The sequence below is a fragment of the Acidocella sp. genome, from assembly GCF_013044125.1.
In the GTDB taxonomy this organism is placed as follows: domain Bacteria; phylum Pseudomonadota; class Alphaproteobacteria; order Acetobacterales; family Acetobacteraceae; genus Acidocella.
Genome location: NZ_JABEVC010000201.1, coordinates 18,532 through 34,551, shown reverse-complemented (window position 1 = coordinate 34,551; position 16,020 = coordinate 18,532). Strand labels below are relative to the sequence as shown.

The 16,020-nt window shown below is 61.6% G+C and carries 19 protein-coding genes, 1 tRNA gene and 1 pseudogene; 3 read left to right on the top strand and 18 right to left on the bottom strand.

Translation table 11 applies throughout. The features are described from left to right. From HKL97_RS12410 to HKL97_RS12375, 8 genes and pseudogenes are all read right to left on the bottom strand, one after another. A pseudogene (locus HKL97_RS12410) lies at positions 1-238 on the bottom strand (hypothetical protein); the annotation flags it as partial. A gap of 36 nt (positions 239-274) precedes the next feature. Next, positions 275-709, bottom strand: coding sequence for a protein TolR (gene tolR, locus HKL97_RS12405; protein WP_291425801.1), 435 nt, complete (start codon positions 707-709; stop codon positions 275-277). After that, entirely contained in the window at positions 710-1,426 is a 717-nt protein-coding gene (gene tolQ, locus HKL97_RS12400) for a protein TolQ (RefSeq protein ID WP_291425799.1), read from the bottom strand. A 12-nt stretch (positions 1,427-1,438) separates the two neighbouring features. Then, the gene (gene ybgC, locus HKL97_RS12395) at positions 1,439-1,834 is read right to left on the bottom strand and encodes a tol-pal system-associated acyl-CoA thioesterase (RefSeq protein ID WP_291425798.1); all 396 of its coding nucleotides are present in this window, start codon (positions 1,832-1,834) and stop codon (positions 1,439-1,441) included. Then, positions 1,831-2,874 carry a Holliday junction branch migration DNA helicase RuvB gene (ruvB, locus tag HKL97_RS12390; protein ID WP_291425796.1) on the bottom strand — a complete coding sequence of 348 codons (1,044 nt, stop codon included), beginning with the start codon at positions 2,872-2,874 and terminating at the stop codon, positions 1,831-1,833. The genes ybgC and ruvB overlap by 4 nt, the downstream gene beginning before the upstream one ends. Then, positions 2,871-3,470, bottom strand: a complete 600-nt coding sequence (gene ruvA / locus HKL97_RS12385) for a Holliday junction branch migration protein RuvA (RefSeq protein ID WP_291425794.1) — start codon at positions 3,468-3,470, stop codon at positions 2,871-2,873. Before ruvA ends, ruvB begins: the two co-directional genes overlap by 4 nt. Next, positions 3,467-3,964 carry a crossover junction endodeoxyribonuclease RuvC gene (gene ruvC / locus HKL97_RS12380; RefSeq protein ID WP_291425791.1) on the bottom strand — a complete coding sequence of 166 codons (498 nt, stop codon included), beginning with the start codon at positions 3,962-3,964 and terminating at the stop codon, positions 3,467-3,469. The genes ruvA and ruvC overlap by 4 nt, the downstream gene beginning before the upstream one ends. Beyond that, the gene (locus tag HKL97_RS12375; protein WP_291425789.1) at positions 3,961-4,710 is read right to left on the bottom strand and encodes a YebC/PmpR family DNA-binding transcriptional regulator; all 750 of its coding nucleotides are present in this window, start codon (positions 4,708-4,710) and stop codon (positions 3,961-3,963) included. The genes ruvC and HKL97_RS12375 overlap by 4 nt, the downstream gene beginning before the upstream one ends. Positions 4,711-4,814: 104 nt before the next feature. Between HKL97_RS12375 and HKL97_RS12370 the strand changes: the two genes are divergently transcribed. Further along, positions 4,815-4,889: transfer RNA gene (locus HKL97_RS12370), tRNA-Val, on the top strand. A 166-nt stretch (positions 4,890-5,055) separates the two neighbouring features. Here HKL97_RS12370 and HKL97_RS12365 read toward each other — a convergent pair. Next, the gene (locus HKL97_RS12365; protein ID WP_291425787.1) at positions 5,056-5,586 is read right to left on the bottom strand and encodes a hypothetical protein; all 531 of its coding nucleotides are present in this window, start codon (positions 5,584-5,586) and stop codon (positions 5,056-5,058) included. Between the two features lie 216 nt (positions 5,587-5,802). Next, positions 5,803-8,490 (bottom strand): aconitate hydratase AcnA, encoded by a 2,688-nt coding sequence (gene acnA / locus HKL97_RS12360; RefSeq protein ID WP_291425785.1) that lies wholly within the window; start codon positions 8,488-8,490, stop codon positions 5,803-5,805. Positions 8,491-8,587: 97 nt separating this feature from the next. Here acnA and ccmA point away from each other — a divergent pair, with 97 nt between their 5' ends. Beyond that, complete coding sequence (gene ccmA, locus HKL97_RS12355) at positions 8,588-9,148, top strand: heme ABC exporter ATP-binding protein CcmA (protein WP_291425803.1); 561 nt, start codon at positions 8,588-8,590, stop codon at positions 9,146-9,148. Next, positions 9,145-9,789: a heme exporter protein CcmB gene (gene ccmB, locus HKL97_RS12350; RefSeq protein WP_291425783.1), complete on the top strand. Its 645-nt coding sequence runs from the start codon at positions 9,145-9,147 to the stop codon at positions 9,787-9,789. The genes ccmA and ccmB overlap by 4 nt, the downstream gene beginning before the upstream one ends. A gap of 3 nt (positions 9,790-9,792) precedes the next feature. On the opposite strand, the gene HKL97_RS12345 is transcribed toward ccmB, so the two are convergent. Genes HKL97_RS12345 through HKL97_RS12310 form a run of 8 tightly spaced genes read right to left on the bottom strand, consistent with a single transcriptional unit; the run spans position 9,793 to position 15,919 of the window. Further along, a complete protein-coding gene (locus tag HKL97_RS12345; protein ID WP_291425781.1) occupies positions 9,793-10,161 on the bottom strand; it encodes an iron-sulfur cluster assembly accessory protein in 369 nt (122 codons plus the stop codon). 11 nt (positions 10,162-10,172) lie between these two features. Beyond that, positions 10,173-10,535 carry an SUF system Fe-S cluster assembly protein gene (locus tag HKL97_RS12340; RefSeq protein ID WP_291425779.1) on the bottom strand — a complete coding sequence of 121 codons (363 nt, stop codon included), beginning with the start codon at positions 10,533-10,535 and terminating at the stop codon, positions 10,173-10,175. Beyond that, entirely contained in the window at positions 10,528-10,950 is a 423-nt protein-coding gene (gene sufU, locus HKL97_RS12335; RefSeq protein WP_291425777.1) for a Fe-S cluster assembly sulfur transfer protein SufU, read from the bottom strand. Before sufU ends, HKL97_RS12340 begins: the two co-directional genes overlap by 8 nt. Beyond that, a complete protein-coding gene (locus HKL97_RS12330; RefSeq protein WP_291425775.1) occupies positions 10,947-12,179 on the bottom strand; it encodes an aminotransferase class V-fold PLP-dependent enzyme in 1,233 nt (410 codons plus the stop codon). The genes sufU and HKL97_RS12330 overlap by 4 nt, the downstream gene beginning before the upstream one ends. Then, the gene (gene sufD, locus HKL97_RS12325) at positions 12,176-13,267 is read right to left on the bottom strand and encodes a Fe-S cluster assembly protein SufD (RefSeq protein ID WP_291425773.1); all 1,092 of its coding nucleotides are present in this window, start codon (positions 13,265-13,267) and stop codon (positions 12,176-12,178) included. Before sufD ends, HKL97_RS12330 begins: the two co-directional genes overlap by 4 nt. A gap of 3 nt (positions 13,268-13,270) precedes the next feature. Further along, positions 13,271-14,014 (bottom strand): Fe-S cluster assembly ATPase SufC, encoded by a 744-nt coding sequence (gene sufC / locus HKL97_RS12320; protein ID WP_291425771.1) that lies wholly within the window; start codon positions 14,012-14,014, stop codon positions 13,271-13,273. A 1-nt stretch (position 14,015) separates the two neighbouring features. Then, entirely contained in the window at positions 14,016-15,467 is a 1,452-nt protein-coding gene (gene sufB / locus HKL97_RS12315) for a Fe-S cluster assembly protein SufB (protein WP_291425769.1), read from the bottom strand. Further along, positions 15,467-15,919, bottom strand: a complete 453-nt coding sequence (locus HKL97_RS12310; RefSeq protein WP_291425767.1) for an SUF system Fe-S cluster assembly regulator — start codon at positions 15,917-15,919, stop codon at positions 15,467-15,469. The genes sufB and HKL97_RS12310 overlap by 1 nt, the downstream gene beginning before the upstream one ends. Between the last annotated feature and the right edge of the window lie 101 nt (positions 15,920-16,020).

Here is a 16,020-nt window from a genome sequence, read left to right as displayed (position 1 = left end):
GAATGGGCTGCGGCTTGGGCTGCTTCACCGCCAGGGCGGATTTGTCCACCGTCTGCGTATTGGCCGGCGCCGCCACCTTGCCGGCCTGCATCGCCTCCTGCGGCGCGGACGGGCCAATCAGATCAACACTCACGCTCTCATCAGCCGTGGACTCAAGCTTCATCGGCGGCAGCGAGATAATCGCCACCAGCACAATGGCCAGATGAATCCCAAATGAGACCAGCGCGCTGCGGCGCATATCCCGTTCCAAAATGCTATTCCCTCTCCGTCCGGGCTACTTGCCCGCCCCAGGCTGCTGGGCGAGCAGGGCGACCTTCGTAAATCCGCCTTGCGTGATGGTCGCCATCACCTGCAGCATGTCGCCGTAGCTCACATCCTTATCCCCGCGCACAAACACCCGCTCGTCAGGGTTGTTCTGCGAGATCTGCTGCAACGTCGCCACCAGCCCGGCCAGCTGCACCTGCGCGTTCTGCAGAAAAATCTGCCCCTGCGCATTCACGGTAATGGTGATCGGCTTGGAATCATTGCTGGCCGCCTTGGCGTTGGCCTGCGGCAGATTGACATTGACCGACGAGGTGATCATCGGCGCCGTCACCATGAACACGATCAGCAGCACCAGCATCACGTCCACCAGCGGGGTGACGTTGATCTCCGCCATCGCCCTGTAGCGCCGCCGGCCATTGCCGCCGCCGATCATGCCCCCGGCCATTTACTTGCGCTCCTCGGCCTGGCGCGAGAGAATGGCGGAAAACTCCGAACCAAACCCCTCCATCCGCGAAGCAAAGCGCGAAAGATCATTGCTGATCTTGTTATACGCCAGCACCGCCGGAATGGCGGCCACAAGCCCCATCGCGGTCGCGAACAGCGCCTCGGCGATGCCCGGCGCCACCACGGCCAGATCGGTGTTGTGCATCGCGGCAATCGCCGAGAACGAGTGCATGATGCCCCAGACCGTGCCGAACAGTCCCACAAACGGCGCGGTCGCGCCCACCGAGGCCAGGAAGATCATCCAGCGCTCCAGCCGGTCCATCTCGCGCATAATGGTCACGTTCATCGCGCGGTCAATCCGCTCCTTCACCGCGGTGTTCACCACATCCAGCCCGGCAATGCGCACGCTGCGCTTCCATTCGCTCATCGCGGCGCCGAACACAGCGGCGATCGGGTGCGCCGGATCGGCGCCCTCGCTGGTGTACAGATCATCCAGGCTGCCGCCCGACCAGAACGAATCCTCAAACGCATTCGCCTCGCGGTTGACCCGGCGCATGGTAATGGTTTTCTCGATGATGATCGTCCAGACCCAGACGCTGGCCAGCAGCAAAATCAGCATCACCAACTGCACGACGATATCGGCCTGCGTGAACAACCCCCATAGCGACAGATTCGATGCAGGCGCAGCCAACGCCGCCGTGTTCACCGTTTGATCCAAAATACTATCCCCTTATGCCCTTAATTTTCTCGCCCAATCGGCCGGTATCCGCGCGGCTCTGCCGTCGGACACGCGGATACAACCCAGGCCAAGCTCCAGCACGGCCAGCGCGTCGCTGTCTCGCCAGAAATGTTGAAGTAGTGTTACCGATGCGCCGCCAACCTCGTGAAACACGGTCTCGACCCTGATCACATCCTCCAGCCTCGCCGGGCGCTGATAATGCAAATTGACGCGCCGCACCACAAACATAACGCCATATTCGGCCACCATTTGCGCATGCGGGGTGCCACGCTCGCGCAGAGCCTCGGTCCGCGCCCGCTCCGCGAAGGCCAGATAATTGGCGTGATACACAATGCCGCCCGCATCCGTGTCCTGATAATACACACGCAACTCGTAGGAATGCTTCAAATCTCGTCACCACCCAATAAGTCAGGCTGATCGGGGCGATTCTGTGGCGGCTTCAGGCCCAGATGCCGCCATCCCGCCTCACCCAGCATCCGCCCCCGGCTGGTGCGCAGCAAAAACCCCTCCTGGATGAGATAAGGCTCCACGACATCCTCCAGCGTGTCGCGCGCCTCCGCCAGCGCGGCGGCCAGCGTCTCCACCCCCACCGGCCCGCCGCCATGGTGCTCGGCCAGGCGCCGCAAATAGCGGATATCCATGGCATCCAGCCCCACATGGTCCACATCCAGCCGGCTCAGCGCCGCATCGGCCACCTCACGGTCGATAATTTTCGCCCCCGCCACCAGCGCGAAATCGCGTATCCGCCGCGTCAGCCGCCCTGCCACACGCGGCGTCCCGCGCGCGCGCCTGGCAATCTCGCCCGCCCCCTCGCGCGTCAAATTCATCTCCAATTTCTCCGCCAGCCGGGAGATGATTCGCGTCAGCTCCTCGGCGGTGTAGAATATCAGCCGCAGCGGAATGCCAAAACGGTCCCGCAAGGGGGTCGCCAGCAGGCCCGAGCGCGTGGTTGCGCCCACCAGGGTAAACGGCGGCAGATCAATGCGCACCGTGCGCGCCCCAGGTCCCTCGCCAATGATCAGATCAAGCTGAAAATCCTCCATCGCCGGATAGAGTATTTCCTCGATCGCCGGTTGCAGCCGGTGAATCTCATCGATGAACAACACGTCGCGCGGCTGCAAATTAGTCAAAATCGCAGCCAGATCGCCCGCCTTCTGGATGACCGGGCCGGAGGTCGCGCGAAAGCCCACCCCCAGCTCGCGCGAGACGATCTGGGCCAGCGTGGTTTTGCCCAATCCGGGCGGGCCGTGCAGCAATACATGATCAAGCGCCTCACCGCGGGATTTCGCGGCGGCGATAAATACCTTTAAATTCTCACGGCTGGCTTTCTGCCCAGTGAAATCTTCGAGAGATTGCGGCCGCAGCGCGGTCTCCCCCGCATCATCGGCCAGCCGCTCGCCCGAGGTGATCCGCTCCTCGTCACTCATTTCGCCAGCGCCCTCAGCCCGGCGCGAATCAGCACATCCAGCGCCGCCGCCTCGCCATGTTCATCAGCGGCCCGCGCCAGCGCCGCCTCAGCCTCCGCCCGCCGGTAACCCAGGTTGGTGAGCGCCGAGAGCGCGTCAGCGGCATTGCCTCTCATAACAGGGCCCGCCGCGAGCACCACGCCGCCGCCGCCCGGCATTCCCCCCGCCTTCTCGCGCAATTCCGTGCAAATCCGCACCGCCAGCTTCGGCCCCACGCCCGGTGTGCGCGTCAGCGCCGCCTTGTCCCCGGTGGCGATCGCCGCGATCAGCTGGTCCGGCGAGAGCGCCGAGAGCAGCGCCAGCGCCACCTTCGCCCCCACGCCCTGCACCGTGGTCAGCAGCCGGAACCATTCGCGCTCCGCCGCCGTGGCAAAGCCATACAGCGCAATCGCATCCTCGCGCACCTGCGTCTCTATCAGCAGGCTCGCCACCCCCGCGTCCGGCAGCGCCCCCAGCGTGCGCGACGAACAAAACACCAAATACCCCACGCCCCCCACATCCATGATGCAGCGCCCGTCCTCAATCCCCTCCACAATGCCGCGCAGCCGGGCGATCATGCCGGCACTCTCCAGGCCGCATGGCTGGCGCGGTGGTGCGCATGGCAGATAGCCACCGCCAGCGCATCCGCCGCATCCGCCCGCTTGCTCACCGTGCCCGGCAACAGGCGGCGCACCATCAGCCCCACCTGCACCTTATCGGCATTGCCCGTGCCCACAACCGAGAGTTTTACCGTTTTTGCCCCATACTCAAACACCGCAATCCCCACCCGCGCAGGTGCCAGCAACGCCACCCCGCGCGCATACCCCAGCTTCAACGTGGCGGTGGCATTGCGGTTCACATAAGTCTCTTCCACCGCCGCCTCATCAGGCTGATAAAACGCCAAAATCCGCGCCAGCTCGTCATCCAGAGCTTTCAGCCGCAGCGGCACATCCGCGATATCCGCCGTGGAGATCACCCCATCGGCCACATGGCGCAGCCGGTTCCCCTCGGACTCCACAATCCCCCAGCCCGTAAACCTCAGGCCCGGATCGATGCCGAGGATGCGGGTCAAGCTGAGAGTTTCGCCAGAACCTCTTCGGGCACCTCGAAATTGGCGTAAACATTCTGGATGTCGTCGTCGTCTTCCAGAACATCGAGCAATTTCAGCACCGAGGCGGCTTTGTCCTCGTCCAGCGTCACGGTCATATTCGGTTGCCACTCCACACCCGCCTCGGCGGGATCACCGAATTTCGCCACCAGCGCATCACGCACGGCGAAGAAATTCTCGATCGTGGTCTGCACCTCGTGGCCATCCTCATCCGACACCACTTCATCGGCCCCCGCCTCGATGGCGGCTTCCAGCATCGCATCAGCCGAGGCGGCAGCCGCCGGATAACGAATCGCCGCCAGGCGGTTGAACATGAAGGAAACCGAGTTGGTCTCACCCAGCGCCCCGCCGGACTTGTTGAACGCGGCGCGGATGACGGAGGCGGTGCGGTTGCGGTTATCCGTCAGCGCCTCCACGATAACCGCCACCCCCGCCGGGCCATAACCCTCGTAGCGCACCGATTCGTAATGCTCCTGCGCCCCGGCGCCCGTCGCCTTCTTAATGGCGCGGTCGATGGCGTCGCGCGTCATGTTCTGCTTCAGCGCCGCGCCGATGCCCGCGCGCAATCGCGGGTTAAAGGCCGGGTCGGGCAACCCCTCCTTCGCCGCCACGGTGATCTCACGAATGAGTTTCGCATAAATGCGCGCGCGCTTGGCGTCCTGCGCACCCTTGCGGTGCATGATGTTCTTTGCGTGTGAATGTCCAGCCATTTGTCCCGTTTAGCAGCCTCCGCGCCGCGCCGGAAGAAGGGGGAAGAATACCAGCGCCGCCGCCTTGACAGCCACGGCCGCCCCGTCCTATCCCCTGCCCCACCGGGCGCGTAGCTCAGCGGTAGAGCATTCGCTTCACACGCGAAGGGTCACAGGTTCAATCCCTGTCGCGCCCACCATTTTCCAGCCCAGGAAAGCAGCAGCTTTTTTCAAAAAGCTGCACCAAAAATTTTTGATTTTCTGGGCTTGGGCGTTGGCGGCTTTTTAGCCCCATACCTAATCTCCGCCACGGTCTTTGATTTTTGTCAGCAGACGGTCAGGCCGCGAATAGCAGATTACCGGAAGCTAACGTGATATTTTGGAAGTGGACCTCTCGGAAAGGTCATTCAGCTTTAAAAATGGTTCAAATTTTTCAGCTAAGACCGGTAAAACCTTGGAAAGCGTTCCGAAATTTTGAAATTTTTTTACCTCAAGCCGACGAAAATCATCTGTTGGAATATCTTTTTCCCCTCGACGCCTCCCCTCTTCCATAAACATCGCAAATACATTTGTTTGGAGTTCTTTTAGATATTGCTCCATTTCAGAGTTTAATATGAACGAACTCTGGAGTGACGCTACATATGCTTGATCCCAAGCTCTATAAATCTCATCCGGATTTTCCTTCCCAAGATATGAACTGATCATATTTTCAAAGGCCATGTAAATTGCAAAACGACGGTCATAAAGATCATGTCGCAGTTTCTCTTTTGAGACCCGCGTCTGATCTTTCGCATTACGGATGCCAAACAGCGTTAAAGCCAACGCGAATAGCGGCAAGCCAAGCGCCTGGACATACATAACCCAAAGAGGAAGGGACTGTTGCGACGATTGTAACATTACGGCCTCTTGGGTGAATTCCTAATCAGATCGCCTCAAAGATGCACCGCCCATAAAATTAACGCGAATCCCAACAATATTCCAACGCCCGCAACTACCAAAAAAACGGCGCCCCACCCAGAGCGCCGTTTTTCATAACCGGGGTCAGGGGCCCGCCGGCCCCTGCTGGGTTCCAAGGGGCAGCGCCCCTTGGTGGGGTTCTTAGGGGCGAAGCCCCTAAGCGGCCTTCGCCATTCCGCGCAGCACGTACTGCAAAATACCGCCGTGCTTGTAATATTCCACCTCGTCGGCGGTATCCACGCGGCAGAGCAGTTCCACTTCCTGTTTGGAACCATCGGCGCGGGTGATCACCATGGTGATATCCATACGCGGCGAGAGCTTGTCCAGGCCGACGATATCGATGGTCTCATCGCCCTTCAGCCCGAGCGATTTGCGGGTCACGCCATCCTTGAACAGCAGCGGCAGCAGCCCCATGCCGACCAGGTTGGAGCGGTGAATACGCTCGAAGCTCTCGGCGACAACCGCCTTCACGCCCAGCAGCATCGTGCCCTTGGCCGCCCAGTCACGCGACGAGCCAGTGCCGTATTCCTGCCCGGCGAACACCACCAGCGGCACGCCCTCGGCCTTGTACTTCACCGCGGCGTCGTAGATCGACATATCCTGCCCGCCGGGGAAATGCTTGGTGTTGCCGCCCTCGGCGCCGCCCATCATCTCGTTTTTGATGCGGATGTTGGCGAACGTGCCGCGCACCATCACATCATCATTGCCACGGCGCGCGCCGTAGGAGTTGAAGTCTTTCTGCTGCACCTGATGCTGGCTCAGATACTCGCCAGCGGGGCTGGATTTCTTGATGTTGCCGGCCGGGGAGATATGGTCGGTGGTGATCGAGTCACCCAGCAGAGCCAGCACGCGGGCACCCTTGATGTCGGAAACCGGCTTCGGCTCCATGGTGATGCCCTCGAAATAGGGCGGGTTCTTCACATAGGTGGAGCCGGACGGCCAGGCGTAGGTGTCGGTCCCGCCGGTCACCTCAATCGCCTGCCACTGCTTCGGCCCCTTGAACACATCGCCGTAGCGCTCCAGGAACATCTCGCGCGTCAGCACGGAATGCACGGTATCCGCCACTTCCTGCGTCGAGGGCCAGATATCCTTCAGATACACCGGCTTGCCGTCCTTGGAAGTGCCGATCACGGCGGTGGTGATATCCTCGCGGATATTGCCGAGCAGCGAATAGGCGACCACCAGCGGCGGGCTGGCGAGGTAGTTGGCGCGCACGTTGGCATGCACGCGCCCCTCGAAATTGCGGTTACCCGAAAGCACCGAAACCGCGACCAGCTTGTTGGACTCGATGGCGTCCACAATCGCGTCGTCCAGCGGGCCGGAGTTGCCGATGCAGGTGGTGCAGCCGTAACCCACAGTCTGGAAGCCCATGGCATCCAGATCCGCCGAAAGCTTCGACTTGTCCAGATATTCGGTCACAACCTGCGAGCCGGGCGCCAGCGAGGTCTTCACCCAGGGCTTGGGTGTCAGGCCCAGCGCGCGCGCCTTGCGCGCCACCAGCCCGGCGGCCACCAGCACATAAGGGTTGGAAGTGTTGGTGCAGGAGGTAATCGCGGCGATCACCACATCGCCATGAGTAATGTCATAACCCTTGCCTGCAACAGCGGCCTTGGTGCCCACGGCATCGGCGGCAACGCCCAGGCCCTTGGTCAGCTCCTTGGCGAATTCCGCGGCGGCATCCTTGAGCAACACGCGGTCCTGCGGGCGCTTCGGCCCGGCGAGCGAGGGCTGCACGGTGGAGAGGTCGAGTTCCAGCGTATCGGTGAACACCGGGTCTTCCTCGGTGCGCCACAGGCCCTGCGCCTTGCAATAGGCTTCAACGAGCTTGATCCGGTGCTCATCGCGGCCCGAGAGGTGCAGATAATCCAGCGTAATCTGGTCAACCGGGAAGAAGCCGCAGGTCGCGCCGTATTCCGGCGCCATGTTGGCGATCGTCGCACGGTCGGCCAGGGCGAGGTCAGCCAGACCCGCGCCGTAGAATTCCACGAATTTGCCCACCACCTTCTTCGCGCGCAGCATCTGCGTCACGGTCAGCACCAAATCGGTCGCGGTCACGCCCTCAGGGAGCTTGCCGGTCAGCTTGAAGCCGATGACATCGGGGATCAACATGGCAATCGGCTGGCCGAGCATCGCCGCCTCGGCCTCGATGCCGCCAACACCCCAGCCCAGCACGCCCAGGCCGTTCACCATGGTGGTGTGGCTGTCGGTGCCGTACAGCGTGTCAGGGTATACATAGGTGGAACCACCGTTCTCCGAGGTCCAGGCAACCTGTGCGAGATACTCCAGATTCACCTGATGGCAGATGCCGGTATCAGGCGGCACCACGCGGAAATTGTCGAACGCCTCCTGGCCCCAGCGCAGGAAGCGGTAGCGCTCGCCATTGCGGTCGAATTCCATGGCGATGTTCTTCTCCAGCGCATCGGCCGAACCGGCGTAATCCACCATCACGGAGTGGTCGATCACCAGATCCACCGGCACCAGCGGGTTCACCTTCTCCGGCTTGCCGCCCAGGCGCAGGATGCCGTCGCGCATCGCGGCAAGGTCCACCACGCCGGGGACGCCGGTGAAATCCTGCATCAGGATGCGCGCGGGCTTGAAGGGCACTTCCTTGGCCGAGGAGGCTTTCTCCAGCCAGCCGATGACCGCCTTGGCGTCATCCACCGTGTAGCTGTCGCCGTTCTCGAAGCGCAGCACGTTCTCCAGCAGCACCTTCAAGGTCTTGGGCAGCCTGGAGATGTCACCCAGGGCCGCGGCCGCGGCCGCCAGCGAGAAATACTTATAATCCTTACCCTCGACGGTGAGGCTTTTCAGGGTTTTCAGGCTGTCGTGGCCGATGGCTGTCATGGTAAATTGACCCTTTCTGATATACGGCTTGCGATTTGTGACGGCTTAAACCATAGCCGTGCCACCGCGTCCATTCATGGGTTAAGGATTTTCGCCCCTGCTCACAGCCTCCAATCTGTCAGTCTTTCGTGGTGAACGGCTGGTGCTCACCAATGTCAGCTTTTCGCTCTCCGCGGGCGGAATCCTTGTGTTGCGCGGCGCAAACGGCGCCGGCAAGTCAACCCTGCTGCGCGCTCTGGCGGGGCTCACGCCGCTGGCCGCCGGTGTACTGAAATGGGACGGTGAAGATGCGCTGCACGATCTGCCCAGCCATGCAAAACGCATCGCCTGGCTCGGACACCTGGACGCGGTAAAGCCCGCCCTCACCGCCGCCGAGCATGTGCCGCTGGCAGCACTCGCCCCGGTGGGGCTTACCGCCTATGCCAATTTGCCCGCCCGCCTGCTCTCCGCCGGGCAAAAGCGCCGCCTGGCGATCGCGCGCGTCGCCGCCTCCGGCAAACCCCTCTGGCTGCTCGATGAACCCACCACCGGACTCGACGCCGCCTCCCTCACCCGGTTCTCCGCTCTGTGCGAGTCCCACCGGCAAGGCGGCGGCATGATCATCGCCAGCACGCACACACCACTGGAATTGAACGGCGTATCGGTGCTGAGCCTATGAAAACCCTGATCCTGCGCGAGCTGAAACTCTCCTTGCGCCACGGCGCGGACACCACCGCCTCGCTGCTCTTCTTCATCATCGCCGGCACGCTGTTTCCCTTCGCGCTCGGCCCCGGCCCCACCACGCTGGCCGCCATCGCCGCCGGCATCGTCTGGGTCTGCGCCCTGCTCGCAGCCCTTTTGCCGCTGGACCGCCTCTTCGGCGCCGATTTCGAGGACGGCACGCTCGACCTGCTGCTGCTCTCCGGCCTGCCAGCCTACGGCGTCGCCTTCGCCAAAATGGTCATCCACTGGCTGACCACCGGCCTGCCGCTCCTGCTCATCGCAGCCCCGCTCGCCATCATGCTGCGCATGCCAGCCGCGCGCGTGCCCCTGCTGCTGCTCACCCTGCTGCCAGGCACCATGCTGCTCTCGCTGCTCGGCACGCTGGCCGCCGCCATCACCCTCGGCGCGCGGCGCGCCGCAGTGCTCATGCCGCTCATCACCCTGCCGCTGATGATCCCGGCGTTGATCTTCGGCGCCGCCGCCGTCACCTCACCGCACCCGGCCGCGGCGCTCTATATGCTGGCGGCCATGCTCTGCGCCGCCCTGCCGCTGGCCCCGCTGGGCGCCGGCGCGGCCCTGAAAGCCGCCGCCGAATAGGGCTTAAACGTGGAAACTCTCGCCGCAGCCGCAACGGCCTTTTTCGTTGGGGTTCTCAAAGGTGAACCCGGCGGTCAGCTTGTCCACCTTGTAGTCCATCGTCGTGCCGATCAAAAACAGCGTCGCCTTGCGGTCCACCAGAACCGTCAGCCCATGGGTCACCACCACCTCGTCCTGCGCCACCGGCGCTTCCACCCACGCCATCTCGTAGGACATCCCCGAGCAACCCTTGGTTGAAACCGCGATGCGCAGCAGCTTGCCCGCCTCGCCACCATCATAAAGCGCCTTCAGCCGCGCCGCCGCCGCCTCGGTCAGCTGCATCAGCGGCGGCATCGCCCGGCGGCTTCTTGCCTCGATTGTCGTCGTGCTCATACGCGCCTCCTTCAAAACATGTTCAACGAAAGACGTGCATCCTCGCTCATCCGGCTCTGGTCCCACGGCGGATCCCACACAGTATCCACCACGACATTCCCAACCCCCTCCACCGCGGCGATGGCGTCATGCACCGCCTCGGGCAACTCCTGCGCCGCCGGGCAGCCGGGCGCGGTCAGCGTCATCTCCACGCGCACATCGCCGTTCTGCGTCAGCTCAATTGCGTAGATAAGCCCAAGTTCGTAGATATTCACAGGAATTTCCGGATCGAACACGGTGGAGATCGCCGCGATCACCGCCTCCTCCGAGACCACCGCCTTCGTCTCACCGTCGGGCGTCCAGCTCGTCACCGGGACCATTTTCGCCTCATCCATGAACCTGCCCCTCCTTGAGAGCTTCCGCAAGCGCCGCCCACGGCAGGGTCGCGCAACGTATCCGCGCGCGATACTGCGCCACGCCGGCCAGCGCGTTCAAATCTCCCAGCGCCGGATTTTCCCTGCCACTGGTTACAACTTCCTCAAAAGCCCCGCGCATCGCCGCCACCTGCGCCGGGCTTTTCCCCGCCACCGCCTGCGCCATCAAATCCGCGCTCGCGGTCAATATCGCGCAGCCATGCGCCTCATGGCGCACCACGCCGCCACGCTGCCAGAACACCTGCACCCTATCACCACACATCGCATTCTCGCCCCGGCCTTGCGCGTCGAACACCTCCGGCCGGCCGGAAAAGCGCGGCGCCTTGCTGCGCTCCACGATCAATGCCTGGTAAAGTTCCTGGACTGTGCTGCTCATTTGAATATCTGCTTGATACGCGCCAGCCCTTCGCCCAGCGCGTCGATTTCCTCAACCGTCGTGTACAGCGCAAACGACGCCCGCGCCGCCGCGCTCACACCCATCCGCCCCATCAGCGGCTCCGCGCAATGGCGCCCTGCCCGCACCGCAATCCCCTGCCGGTCCAGCAGCGTCGCGATGTCATGCGCATGCGCATCCTCCATGGTGAATGTCAGCACGCCGCCACGGTCCTGCGCCGAACCTAGCACCCGCAAACCCTCAATCCCCGCCAGCATTTTCAGCCCATGCACGGTCAACTCACGCTCATGCGCCGCAATCGCATCAAGGCCGATCGCCTGCACATAATCAATCGCCGCGCCCAGCCCTATCGTCTCGATAATCGCAGGCGTCCCCGCCTCAAAGCGGTACGGTGGCGGCGCCCAGGTGGCACGCTCATAAGAGACGGAGTCAATCATCTCCCCGCCCGCCAGAAACGGCGGCATCGCCTCCAGAATTTCGCGCTTGGCATACAACACGCCAATGCCCGTGGGGCCGTAAAGCTTGTGCCCGGAAAACACATAGAAATCCACATCAAGCGCCTGCACATCAACCGCGCGATGCACAATCGCCTGGCATCCGTCGAGCAAAACCTTCGCCCCGCGCGCATGCGCGAACGCCACCAGCCGTTCCGCCGGCGTGTAGCTCCCCAGCACGTTGGACATATGCGTAATCGCCAGCAGCTTCACCTTGCCATCAGCAAACTGCGCCTCGAGTGATTCCCAATCAATCTCGCCAGAATCAGTAATCTTCGCAATCCGCAGCTCCACGCCATGGGCATCGCGCAATATCTGCCACGGCACCAGATTCGCATGGTGCTCCATCTCCGAGACCACAACAGCATCGCCCGGCCGCAACGCGGTGCGGCCATAGCTATACGCCACCAGATTGATGGACTCCGTCGCATTGCGCGTGAAAACAATTTCCTCGCGCGCCCGCGCATTCAAAAACGCCGCCACTTTATCGCGCGCCGCCTCATACGCATCAGACGTGCGTTCCGACATCCAATGCAACCCCCGATGCACATTGGCATATTGCATCTCCATCACGCGCACCATCGCATCGATCACCACACGCGGTTTCTGCGCCGAGGCCGCGGAATCCAGAAACACCAGCTTCCTGCCATGCACCTGCTGCGTCAGGATCGGAAAATCCTTGCGGATTTCTGAAACATTGAAAGCACGCGTACTCATTTTCCGGTCCACCACGTCTCAATCGCCGCCTCGAACAACGCGTGCGCCCCCGCATGCGTCACCGGCTCCAGCGCCTCTGTCAAAAACGCGCGAATCAACATCGCGCGCGCCGTATCCTCTGGAATTCCCCGGCTGCGCAGATAAAACACCTGCTCTTCATCCAGCGCGCCGATGGTGGCGCCATGGCTGCATTTCACGTCATCGGCAAAAATCTGCAATTCGGGTTTTATATCCATCTCCGCCGCAGGCGAGAGCAGCAGGGCCTGGCTCATCTGGTAACCATCGGTCTTCTGCGCCACGCGGTCAACTTCAATCCGCCCCTGAAAAACCCCGCGCGCGGCATCGGATAAAACTGATTTCACCGTCTGGCGCGAGCTGCAATCAGGCGCCTTGTGGCGCACCACGGAGGTGAAATCGCCGTGCTGCGAATCTCCCAGCAGTTGCGCCGCGTTCACATGCGTGTGCGCCTTCGCGCCGCTCAGTTCCACATGAAATTCAGCGCGTGAAAGCTTCGCGCCCATCACGGCGGTGAAGCTCTCATAAGCCGCATCCGCGGCGGCGCCAACGCGGATCGTCGCCAGATGAAACGCCTCCCGGCTTTCATTCTGCAACCGGTAATGCGCCAGGCGAGCACCTTGCGCCAGCACGATATCCGTCACCGGATTATGCCAGTAAACGCCTTCACCTTTTATGACCTCAAGCAGCGTCAGCGTGGCACCCGCCCCCAAGGAGACCCGGTGGCGTGGATGCAGCGCCCCGCCGTTGGCATAAGAGATCAGCAGCACAACCCCGGCATCCACCCCGGCGGGTATCTCCAGCGTCAAACCATCCTGTGCATGTTGCGCGTTGATCAACGCCAGCGGCAGGTCAGACTCTTCAGTCACCGTGGCAAAATCATGCGCAAACATCAACGCGGAAGATGCCGCGGCATCAAACCGGCCATTCACAAAAACCAAACGCGGCACGCCGATATCGGGCAGATCGCCGGGAATGGACGCAGCCGGCGCCTCGGCAAAACTCATGGCATCCAGCGGGCGCAAATCCGTATAGCGCCAAGCCTCAAGGCTGCGGGTGGGAAGTGCTGTCATCGCTCAGGCCACTTCCAACCCGGCATAACCACGGGCTTCCAGTTCCAGCGCCAGCTCCGGCCCGCCGGAGCGCACAATTTTCCCCGCCGCCAGAACATGCACCCTATCAGGCACGATATAATCCAGCAGGCGCTGATAATGCGTAATCACCAAAGCCGAAAATACCGGGCTGCGCAGCGCGTTCACCCCCTCGGCGACAATTTTGAGCGCATCGATATCCAGCCCGGAATCCGTCTCATCGAGAATCGCCAGACCTGGCCGCAACAGGGCCATCTGTAAAACCTCGTTGCGCTTCTTCTCACCGCCGGAAAAACCGACGTTCACATTGCGCTTGAGCATATCATCCTGCATCGAAAGATTTTTCAAGGCCGCCCGCGCAAGCTTCAAAAACGCCACGGCATCAAGCTCCGCCTCGCCGCGCGCGCGCCGCACCGCATTCAGCGCCGTGCGCAGAAAATTCGCATTGCCCACACCAGGCAGCTCCACCGGATACTGAAATGCAAGGAACATCCCGGCGGCGGCCCGCGCCTCCGGCGTCAGCGCCAGAATATCCTGGCCGTTATAAATCGCCTCGCCGCCCGTCACCTCATAGCCCTCGCGGCCAGAGAGCACATAGGAGAGCGTTGATTTTCCAGCACCGTTCGGCCCCATGATGGCGTGAATCTCACCATCCGGCACAATCAGGTTCACGCCCCGCAAAATTTCCTTATCGCCAATCCGCGCCGACAAATTTTTAATCTCAAGCATATTAACCAACCGATCCTTCAAGCGACACAGCCAGGAGTTTCTGCGCTTCAACAGCAAATTCCATTGGCAATTCCTTCAACACATCCTTGCAGAAACCATTTACGATCAACCCCACGGCATCCTCTTCCGACAACCCCCGCGAGCGGCAATAAAACAGCTGGTCCTCCGCGATCTTCGATGTCGTGGCCTCATGTTCCACCTTGGCGGAGGCATTCCGGCTCTCGATATAGGGCACCGTATGCGCGCCGCACTGGTCGCCGATCAGCAGTGAATCGCATTGCGTGTAATTGCGCGCGCCGGATGCGTTGGGCATGATCTTCACCAGCCCGCGATAGGTGTTGTTGGAATGCCCAGCCGAAATTCCCTTGGAGATGATCGTGCTCGTCGTGTTCTTGCCGATATGAATCATCTTCGTGCCGGTGTCGGCCTGTTGATGGTTATGCGTCATCGCGACCGAATAAAACTCTCCAACGGAACCATCCCCTTGCAGGATGCAGGAGGGGTATTTCCAGGTGATGGCCGAGCCGGTTTCCACCTGTGTCCAGGATATTTTTGAATTTTTACCGCGGCACGCACCGCGCTTGGTGACAAAATTATAAATACCGCCCTTGCCCTGCGCATCACCCGGATACCAGTTCTGCACCGTGGAATATTTGATCTTCGCGTCATCCATGGCGACAAGCTCCACCACCGCCGCGTGCAGCTGATTCTCATCGCGCATCGGTGCGGTGCAGCCTTCAAGGTAGGATACGCTGGCCCCTTCCTCAGCAATAATCAGCGTGCGTTCAAACTGCCCGGTGTTACGTGCGTTAATGCGGAAATAGGTGGAAAGCTCCATCGGGCAGCGCACCCCCTTGGGGATATAAACAAAGCTGCCATCGGAAAACACCGCCGAGTTCAACGCCGCGAAATAATTATCGCCATACGGCACCACGCTACCCAGATATTTACGCACCAACTCCGGGTGCTCGCGCACCGCCTCGGAAATCGGGCAGAAAATCACACCTGATTTTGCAAGTGTCTCGCGGAACGTGGTCGCCACGGAAACCGAATCGAATACCGCATCCACCGCCACGCCGGCCAGCGCCGCGCGCTCGTTCAGTGGAATGCCGAGCTTCTCATACATGTTCAAAAGCGCGGGGTCGACCTCCTCAAGCGACTTGGGCGCCGGCGCGGCGGGCGCTGCGTAATAATACAGTTCATCATAGGCAATCGGTGGATGCTCAACCCGCGCCCAATGCGGTTCTTCCAGCTTCTGCCACAGTGCAAACGCTTTCAACCGCCAGGCAAGCAACCAGTCCGGTTCGCCTTTTTTGGCCGAAATCAACCGCACGATCTCCTCGTTCAGCCCCTTGGGAAACTCTTCCATCGCGATCTCGGTGGTAAATCCATATTTATACTTTTCAACCGAAAGGGCCTCGACCGTATCGCGGGTTTCAACAGTGGCGGACATCACACAACCTCATTCATGGGCGCTACAACAGGCAAGCGGAACGCGGTGGGAATGCTCGCGGCTTCCATATCCGCAAGGGAAATCCGGCTCAACGCCGAGCGGATCGCATCGTTCACCGGGTCCCAGCGTCCGGCTACGGGGCACAGCGACTGGCTCTCGCAACCCGATGCGCCATCCACGCAAGAGGTCAGCGCAATCGGCCCGTCAATGGCCATGATGACCTCCGAGACGGCAATTTCATTCAACGGCCGCCCCAGGCGATAGCCGCCGCGAGCCCCGCGGGAGGAAATAACCAACCCGTGCCCGGCCAGCGCCTTCAGCACCTTGGCCACGGTCGGCTCAGGCACGCCAATGGCTGCGGCAATACCCGGCGAGGTTTCAACGCAATCGGCGGCACTCAACCGAACCAGCGCCACCACGGCATAATCGGTCAAACGGGACAATTTTAACATATGCGCTCCGATAGTGGACCTAAGCGGTCCTGATTGGCAAATGGGCCATGACAAGCCCCTCGTCAAGCCATATCGCCACAGAATGAAACACGAATTGATGC